At 65.7% G+C, this 6,717-nt stretch carries 7 protein-coding genes; 6 read left to right on the top strand and 1 reads right to left on the bottom strand.

The genetic code is table 11. The features are described 5' to 3' along the window. Positions 1-829: methionine adenosyltransferase (gene metK / locus HMPREF9440_RS08910; protein WP_245523602.1), on the bottom strand; the 829-nt coding region annotated here is incomplete at its 3' end. 274 nt (positions 830-1,103) lie between these two features. On the opposite strand from metK, the gene HMPREF9440_RS08905 reads away from it, so the two are divergent. The 6 genes from HMPREF9440_RS08905 to dksA all read left to right on the top strand — a co-directional run bounded on the left by HMPREF9440_RS08905 (position 1,104) and on the right by dksA (position 6,619). Continuing rightward, a complete protein-coding gene (locus HMPREF9440_RS08905) occupies positions 1,104-2,003 on the top strand; it encodes a lysophospholipid acyltransferase family protein (protein WP_008543472.1) in 900 nt (299 codons plus the stop codon). A 38-nt stretch (positions 2,004-2,041) separates the two neighbouring features. Next, complete coding sequence (locus HMPREF9440_RS08900; RefSeq protein WP_008543471.1) at positions 2,042-2,917, top strand: lysophospholipid acyltransferase family protein; 876 nt, start codon at positions 2,042-2,044, stop codon at positions 2,915-2,917. An 11-nt stretch (positions 2,918-2,928) separates the two neighbouring features. Then, complete coding sequence (gene dapF / locus HMPREF9440_RS08895; RefSeq protein WP_008543470.1) at positions 2,929-3,783, top strand: diaminopimelate epimerase; 855 nt, start codon at positions 2,929-2,931, stop codon at positions 3,781-3,783. Between the two features lie 3 nt (positions 3,784-3,786). Then, the gene (locus HMPREF9440_RS08890; protein WP_008543469.1) at positions 3,787-4,995 is read left to right on the top strand and encodes a class I SAM-dependent rRNA methyltransferase; all 1,209 of its coding nucleotides are present in this window, start codon (positions 3,787-3,789) and stop codon (positions 4,993-4,995) included. Between the two features lie 27 nt (positions 4,996-5,022). Beyond that, on the top strand, positions 5,023-6,024 hold the full coding sequence (locus HMPREF9440_RS08885; RefSeq protein ID WP_008543467.1) for a CobW family GTP-binding protein: 1,002 nt from the start codon (positions 5,023-5,025) through the stop codon (positions 6,022-6,024). A 175-nt stretch (positions 6,025-6,199) separates the two neighbouring features. Further along, entirely contained in the window at positions 6,200-6,619 is a 420-nt protein-coding gene (gene dksA / locus HMPREF9440_RS08880; protein WP_008543466.1) for an RNA polymerase-binding protein DksA, read from the top strand. The last annotated feature ends 98 nt before the right edge of the window (positions 6,620-6,717 follow it).

The following is a 6,717-nucleotide window of genomic DNA, read 5'->3' as shown; positions in this document are numbered from 1 at the left end:
TCGTCGCGTCCTTACCGGAGAAGGCGCCGCCGCCGTGCGGGCAGTAGCCGCCGTACGTGTCGACGATGATCTTGCGGCCGGTGAGGCCGCAGTCGCCCTGCGGGCCGCCGACCACGAAGCGGCCGGTCGGGTTGATGAGGAAGCGGGTGCCTTCGAGCCATTCGGCCGGGATCACCGGACGGATGATTTCTTCAACGACGGCTTCGACGAATTCGGGCTTCATCTTCGCGCCGTCGGACATCTCGGGGCTGTGCTGCGAGCTGATGACGATCGTGTCGCAGCCGACGGGCTTGCCGTCGCGGTAGCGCATCGTCACCTGGCTCTTGGCGTCGGGACGAAGGAACGGGCACGTGCCGTTGCGGCGCACGATGCTCTGCTGCTGCATGAGGCGGTGCGCGTAGTAGATCGGCGCGGGCATGAGCGTTTCCGTCTCGTCGCACGCGAAGCCGAACATCAGGCCTTGGTCGCCGGCGCCCAGATTGAGCTCGTCGTCCATCGCCTTGTCGACGCCCTGCTTGATGTCCTGCGACTGCTTGTCGTAGCCCACGAGAACCGAGCAGCCCTTGTGGTCGATGCCGTATTCGGTGTTGTCGTAGCCGATGCGCTTCAGCACGTTGCGGGCGAGGTCGATGTAGTCGACGTTGGCGGCCGTGGTGATTTCGCCGGCCATGACGACGAGGCCCGTCGTACAGAGGGTTTCGGCGGCAACGCGGGAGAGGGGATCCTGCTCAAGGCAGGCGTCGAGAACGGCGTCGGAGATCTGGTCCGCGACCTTGTCGGGATGACCTTCGCTGACGGATTCGGAAGTGAAAAGATATTCGCTGGCCATTGCCATGCACTCCTAAGGAGAAGAGGTAGGACAGCGCCTCACGCAATGGCAGATGGTCAAGTGCGGAAGACGCTTTAGCGGTATTTGGAGTCGCCCCGCAAGTTGTCTCGTTAACTCGGCGATTGGCGGATCATACTCGCGTACGAGGTCGGTTGTCCACTCGCCCGACGGGTCGAATCGAGCGGAAACGGCCGGAATCGGACGTGTCGGCGCGGGTGCCTCGGCTACAATGATCGATTTAGTGGGAAAGGCCCGTCCGACAGGATCACCGTCGATGAACTGCTTCTTCAAGTTGCTCTCCCGACTGCCGCTGCGGCTGCTTCAGACCGTGGGCGCCGCCGTGGGCGAGCTTACGTTTTGGCTCTCGCCCGGCTACCGGCGCCGCACCCGTGAGAATCTCCGGCAGGCGGGCTACGACGAGGACGAGCTCTTTCGCCGTGCGGGCCGCGCCGCGGGCCGTCAGGCGCTGGAGAGCGTTTGGCTCTGGTACCGCCCTGCGGACGAGGTGATGGCGAGGGTCGACGCCGACGAGGAGACGACGAAGCTCGTGGGCGACGCGATGCGAAGCGGCCGTCCGATCGTCTTCATGACGCCGCACGTCGGCTGCTTCGAGGTGCTCCCGGTTTGGCTCGCGGACACCTTCTGGGAGGAGACGAAGCGTTCGATCGCGATCCTCTACCGGCCCCCGAAACGCGACTTTCTCAAAAAACTCGTGGGCGAAGCCCGCCGCGCGCCGGGGATCGAACCCGTGCCGACCAACTTGTCGGGCGTGAAGCGCATCATCCGCATGCTCCGCGAGGGGCACACCTTCGGTGCGCTTCCCGACCAGGTGCCCGCCCACGGCGACGGCGTGTGGTCGGACTTCTTCGGGCGCCCCGCCTACACGATCACGCTCCCCGTCAAGGTGGCGCGCCAGTTCGACGCGATCCGCATCTTCGCCTGGGGCGAGAGGAGCGGCCGCGGCTGGAAGGTGCGCGCGGTCGAATGGACCGAACCCCTGACGGGCGACATGCAGAAGGACGTCGACGCGATGAACCGGATGATCGAATCGATCATCCGGCGCATGCCCGCGCAGTACGCCTGGAGCTACAACCGCTACAAGATTCCTTCGGGCATGCGGCACAACCGCGCACGCTACGCGAAGCAGCCGCGGCCCGACGACAGCAAGGAATAAGGATGTCCCGGGCGGGATCCGCCCGGCTTTGAACGACGATGAACGAATTCTTTTCCCGGCTCTGGGTCGCACTCGTGCGGCGCATGAGCGGCCTTTCGATGCCGATGCGCGAACGGCTCGCCCGCTTGGCGGCGTCCGTCCTTTGGGTGGCGATCCCGAAGCGTCGTCACGTGACGCTCACGAACCTGAGGCTCTGCTTTCCGGAGCTCTCCGAAGCCGAGCGCATGAAGCTCGCCCGCCGCGTCTACGTGCGCCTGGCGCGCGCCGCGATCGACCACGGGACGCTCTGGACGGCGTCCGCCGACGAGATCCGCCGATTCGTGCGCTTTGAGGGGTTGGAGCACCTCCTGGAGGGCGAAGGTCCCACGATCGTCGTCGCGCCCCACTTCGCGGGGCTGGACGCCGCCGGGATCGCGCTGAACACCTACGTGCGCGGGGTGTCTCTCTACCAGAAGCAGAGCAACCCCGTTTGGGACAAGGCCGTGCTGGAAGGGCGCCTGCGCTTCTCGAACCCGGTCCTCATCGCCCGCAGCAAGGAGAGCGACCTCCGGCCCGTGATCCGCGCGATGAGGGAGGGGCTTCCCTTCTACTACCTCCCCGACATGGACCACGGCCGCAAGCACTCGATCTTCGTACCCTTTTTCGGGCAGCAGGCCGCGACCCTCCCGATGGTCTCGCGCCTGGCGAAGGTCACCCGGGCCCGCGTGCTCTGGTGCATCGCGACGATGACGGACGAGGGCTACGAGGTGATCATCACGCCCGCCTGGAAGGATTTCCCGACGGCGGACGTCGAGGCCGACACGCGGCGCGTGAACGAAGAGCTGGAACAGTGGATCCGGCGTTTTCCCGACCAGTACCTCTGGGTGCACCGCCGCTTCAAGAGCCGTCCCGAGGGTGAGCCCTCGGTCTACTGAGAGGTCTGAACATGCGGTTTTGGAAGATGCAGGGTGGCGGCAACGACTTCGTCGTGATCGACGGGGTGACGGAGCCCGTCGCGCTGTCCGCCGGGCGCGTGCGGCGCCTCTGCGACCGCCGCCTGGGCGTGGGCGCCGATCAGCTGCTTCTGGTCGAGCCCGCCCGAACGCCCGAAGAAGACTTCCGCTACCGCATCTTCAATGCGGACGGCGGCGAAGTCGAGCAGTGCGGCAACGGCGCCCGCGCGATGGGGAAGTTTCTCTTTGAAAAGGGGCTCGCTTCTCGCCCCGAAGTGCGGCTTCGCGCCGCGAAGGGCGTCATCACGGTGCGCGAGCGCCCGGACGGGCTTCTCTCGGTCGACATGGGCGCGCCCGACTTCGATCCGGCGTCGCTGCCGTCGACCTGCGGGCAGCTCCCGAATATCGACGGCGAATGGGTGCTCTCCGTGGAGGGGAACCCCGTGCGGCTTCGCACCGTGTCGATGGGGAATCCGCACGCGGTGATCCGGGTCGGGTCGACCGGGGACGCCCCCGTGACGACGCTGGGGCCGAAGGTGGAAAATCACCGGGCCTTCCCCAACCGCACGAACGTCGAATTCGTCGAGACGCTCTCGCCCACGCACGTGCGCTTCCGCGTCTGGGAGCGCGGTGCGGGCGAGACGCCCTGCTGCGGGTCGGGTGCCTGCGCCGTCGTGGCGGCGGGGGTCGCGTCGGGGGCGCTGAGAAAGGATGCCGACATCCACGTTGAGACGCCGGGCGGCACGCTCACGGTGCGCTGGGCCGGGCCCGGCGCCGGGGTGATCCTCTCCGGCACGGTTGAAAAGGTTTTTGAGGGTGAGATCGAACTCGCCCCGCAAGAGGAATGAACGATGATTGATGTGATGCTGAAGTCCGGCAAGGAGAAGTCCCTCCTTCGCCGTCACCCCTGGGTCTACGACACCGCCGTGAAGCGCGTCTCGGGCCAGCCCGCCTCGGGCGAAACCGTGCGCGTCGTCGCCAACGACGGGCGCTTCCTCGCCTACGGGGCCTTCTCACCCAAGTCCACCCTGCGCGTGCGCTGCTGGAGCTTCCGCGAAGGCGACGTGATCGACGCCGCGTGGTTTGAAAAGAAGATCCGCGACGCCGTTGAAGCGCGCGAACCGCTCCGCGAACGCGCGACGGCGCTTCGCCTCATCTTCGGCGAAGCCGACGGCCTCCCCGGTCTCATCGTCGACCAATACGGGGACTTCCTCGTCACCCAATTCCAGTCGGCAGGGGCGGAAGCCCACCGCGAACTGATCGCCGACCTTCTGATGAAGGTCACCGGCGCGCGCGGCATCTTCGACCGCTCGGATGCGGCGACCCGCCGCCGCGAGGGGCTGGAGGTCCGCTCGGAGCACCTCCGCGGCGAAGAGCCGCCCGAGGCGATCGAGGTGGTGGAGGACGGCGTGCGCTACGGTGTTGACGTCCGCGTCGGGCACAAGACGGGCTTTTACGTCGACCAGCGCGAGAGCCGCCTGACGGCGCAGAAGTTGGCCGAAGACTTCCGCCGCCGCCACGGCCGCGGGCTTCGCGCGTTGAACTGCTTCTGCTACACGGGCGGCTTCTCCCTGGCGCTTTTGAAGGGCGGCGCTGCGGAAGTCGTTTCGGTCGACTCTTCGAAGGAAGCGCTCGACATGGCGGCCGCGAACGCCGCGCGCAACGGCTTTGAAGAAGAGCGCGCGAAGTTCGTCTGCGCCGACGTGTTCGAGTACCTGCGCACGCTTCGCGATGCCGGGGAAACCTTCGACCTCGTCATCCTCGACCCGCCCAAGTTCGCGTCGAGTCACTATCATGTCGACCGCGCGTCGCGCGCCTACAAGGACATCAACCTGAACGGCCTGCGCCTTCTCACGCCGGGCGGGCATCTCTTCACGTTCTCCTGCTCGGGCGCGATCGACGTGGATCTTTTCCAGAAGATCGTTGCGGGCGCCGTCTTCGACGCCGGCGTCGACGCCTGGGCCGTGGGCCGCTTCGGCGGCGGCGCGGACCATCCGCTTCTGATGACCTATCCGGAAGGCGAGTACCTCAAGGGGCTGCACCTTCTCGTGCGCCCGTAAGAGAGCGCGTTATTGGAGACAAAGAACATGCAGGTGGAAGACATCCACGAACCGGACATTCCGGTCACGATCCTCACGGGGTTTTTGGGCGCCGGGAAGACGACGCTCCTGAACCGCATCCTCTCGGAAAACCACAACTACAAGATCGCCATCATCGAAAACGAATTCGGTGAGGAGAACATCGACACCGACCTGATCGTCCGCTCGAACGACGAACAGATCGTGACGATGAGCAACGGGTGCGTGTGCTGCACGATCCGCGGGGACCTCTCGCGCGTGTTGACCGACCTGCGCCACAAGCGCGACCGCGGCGAGATCGACTTCGACTACGTCGTGCTCGAAACCTCGGGCGTCGCCAATCCCGGTCCCGTCGCGCAGACCTTCTTCATGGACGACGCCGTGGCGCCCTTCTTCCGCTTGGACGGCGTGGTGACGGTGGTCGACGCCCTGAACGGGGGCGAGACGCTCGACCGCGAAGCGAACGCCCGCGACCAGGTGGGCTTCGCCGACCGCATTCTTCTCTCGAAGTGCGATCTGGTGAGCCCGGAAGCCGCCGACGAGATCGAGGCGCGCCTTCGCCGCATGAACGCGCGCGCGCCGATCCGCCGCGTCGACATGGGCGCTTGCCCGGTCGATGAAGTCCTCAACATCACGGGCTTCAACATGAACGACATCCTCGACGTGGATCCGAGCTTCTTCGTCGACGATCATCACCACCATCACCACAACGACGACATCCGCAGCTTCGTCTACGAGACGGGCCGCGCCTTCGACCCGGCGAAGCTCGACCGCTACATCATGAGCCTCACGAACGTGTACGGGCCGGATCTGCTCCGCTACAAGGGCGTGCTCTTCATGAAGGGGACGGACCGCCGCGTCGTCTTCCAGGGCGTGCACATGCTCGCGGTTTCCGACCTGATGGCGCCTTGGGGTGATGTGAAACCCTCTTCCCGAATCGTCTTCATCGGGCGTAATCTTCCTGAAGAGGCCATCCGCAGGGGGCTTTCCACCTGTCTCGCCGACGACTGACGCGCGACGGATGAAATCAAGGGGTGGAAGTGGTGACGGGACGCGATTTCCTGTATAAATCCACTTTCACCAAGAACCCGGCTCCTCCCGCGCTTCATCACCCTTGAAGGGCGAAGGAATTTCCCTCAACAAAGGGTGTGGGAGCCGAACCGCAAAAAACGGGGGAAAAGAAAAAATGGGCGCCAAGAAGCTACTCACGGCTGAAGAAGTCCTCGCCATGTCCGAGGACGACTACATGAACGAGCAGCAGCTCGCCTTCTTCCGTCACCGCCTGTCGGAGATGGAAGCTCAGCTGCGTGCCAACGCCGACCAGACCACGGTGAACCTCCGCGAAACGACGGTGGTTCCCGATCCTGCGGACCGCGCGACGATCGAAGAGGAACACGCCCTCGAACTGCGCACGCGCGACCGCGAACGCAAACTCCTCAAGAAGGTCCAGGCCGCCATCGTCCGCATCGACGAAGGCGACTACGGCTACTGCGAAGAAACGGGCGAACCCATCGGCGTCGCGCGCCTGATGGCCCGTCCGACCGCCACGCTCTCGCTCGAAGCGCAGCAGCGCCGTGAACTCAAGCAGAAGATGTACGGCGACTGACGCCGGCATCGCACGCCCTTCCGAAGGAAGGAGGCGGCAGGGCGACGGAACGCGCCTCACGCTGGTGAGGCGCGGGGGAAGGAGGCGGCCGCGGGTCG

The sequence above is a fragment of the Sutterella parvirubra YIT 11816 genome, from assembly GCF_000250875.1.
In the GTDB taxonomy this organism is placed as follows: Bacteria; Pseudomonadota; Gammaproteobacteria; order Burkholderiales; family Burkholderiaceae_F; genus Sutterella; species Sutterella parvirubra.
The sequence above is the reverse complement of the archived record's forward strand: the minus strand, read 5'-3'. Positions and strand labels throughout refer to the sequence as shown.

What these genes read in the sequence shown, in the direction of transcription:
- HMPREF9440_RS08905 (WP_008543472.1), top strand. Translation starts at nt 1,104, where the DNA reads ATGAACTGCTTCTTCAAGTTGCTCTCCCGACTGCCGCTGCGGCTGCTT.
- HMPREF9440_RS08885 (WP_008543467.1), top strand. Translation starts at nt 5,023, where the DNA reads ATGCAGGTGGAAGACATCCACGAACCGGACATTCCGGTCACGATCCTC.
- HMPREF9440_RS08900 (WP_008543471.1), top strand. Translation starts at nt 2,042, where the DNA reads ATGAACGAATTCTTTTCCCGGCTCTGGGTCGCACTCGTGCGGCGCATG.
- dapF (WP_008543470.1), top strand. Translation starts at nt 2,929, where the DNA reads ATGCGGTTTTGGAAGATGCAGGGTGGCGGCAACGACTTCGTCGTGATC.
- dksA (WP_008543466.1), top strand. Translation starts at nt 6,200, where the DNA reads ATGGGCGCCAAGAAGCTACTCACGGCTGAAGAAGTCCTCGCCATGTCC.
- HMPREF9440_RS08890 (WP_008543469.1), top strand. Translation starts at nt 3,787, where the DNA reads ATGATTGATGTGATGCTGAAGTCCGGCAAGGAGAAGTCCCTCCTTCGC.